Genomic DNA, 1,204 nt, shown 5'->3' with positions numbered 1-1,204 from the left:
GGCGCAGATCGCGGCGCTCGGCACGCTGCAGATCCAGGGCCTGAGCACGGCCGACATGGTCGCCCTGACCTCTGGCCAGATCAACGCGCTGACGACCGACCAGATCCGCACGCTGAACACGGACGACCTCAACAGCCTGGCGTCCGACCAGTTCAACAAGCTCTCCACCGCCCAGGTCGCCGCGCTGACGACGGCGCAGCTGAGCCACCTGACGACGGACAGCCTCAACGCCATGGGCTCGGCCCAGTTCGCGACGCTGAACTCCACGCAGTTCGGCTCGCTGACCTCTGACCAGCTGCCGACGATGGAAACGGCCGACCTGCGCGCCGTCACGACCGCGGCACTGCGCGGCCTCTCCTCCGACCAGATCCAGACGCTGACCTCCGACGAGGTGGGCGTCCTGACCACGGGCCAGATCGCTGCGCTGACCACGGCCCAAGTGCAAGGCCTGACGGCCGGCGACATGACGGCCCTGGGCACCGCCCAGATCGCCGCCCTGGGCTCGGCCCAGGTGTCGGCCCTGAACACCGACCAGYTGTCSGCCATCGAGGCSGCYGACATGAAGTCGCTGAGCACGGCCGCCYTGCGTGGCCTGACCAGCACCCARCTGGAYGGCCTCACCAGCGACCAGCTGCGCGCCCTGACCTCCAGCCAGATCAACGCGCTGACGACCGACCAGGTCCGCACGCTGAACACGGACGACCTCAACAGCCTCACGTCCGACCAGTTCAACAAGCTTTCCACCGCCCAGGTCGCCGTGCTGACGACGGCCCAGCTGAGCAGCCTGGCCACCGACAACCTCAACGCGATGGGTTCGGCCCAGTTCGCGACGCTGAACTCCAGCCAGTTCGGTTCGCTGACGTCGGACCAGTTGCCCAAGATGGAGACGGCCGACCTGCGCTCGGTCACGACCGCCGCGTTGCGCGGCCTCTCTTCCGACCAGATCCTGACGCTGAGCTCCGACGAGGTGTCCAGCCTCACGACCGCCCAGATTGGCTCACTCAGCACATCTCAAGTGCAGGGCCTGACGGCCGGCGACATGACCGCCCTGGGCACCGCCCAGATCGGCGTGCTGAGCTCGACCCAGGCCCAGGCGCTGAACACCGACCAGTTGGCCGCCATCGAGACCGGCGACGTCCGCTTCCTGTCCACGGCCGCCCTGCGCGCCCTGACCAGCACACAGCTGGATGGCCTCACCAGCGAC

General features: G+C 68.4%; 1 pseudogene. It reads left to right on the top strand.

Annotated features, from left to right (window positions below):
- Positions 1-1,204: pseudogene (locus ACXJKR_RS32920) on the top strand (heme utilization protein); the annotation flags it as partial.

It is taken from the genome of Roseateles sp. P5_E11, from assembly GCF_054049355.1.
Note: the sequence above shows the minus strand (reverse complement) of the source record. Positions and strands in the feature narration are given on the sequence as shown.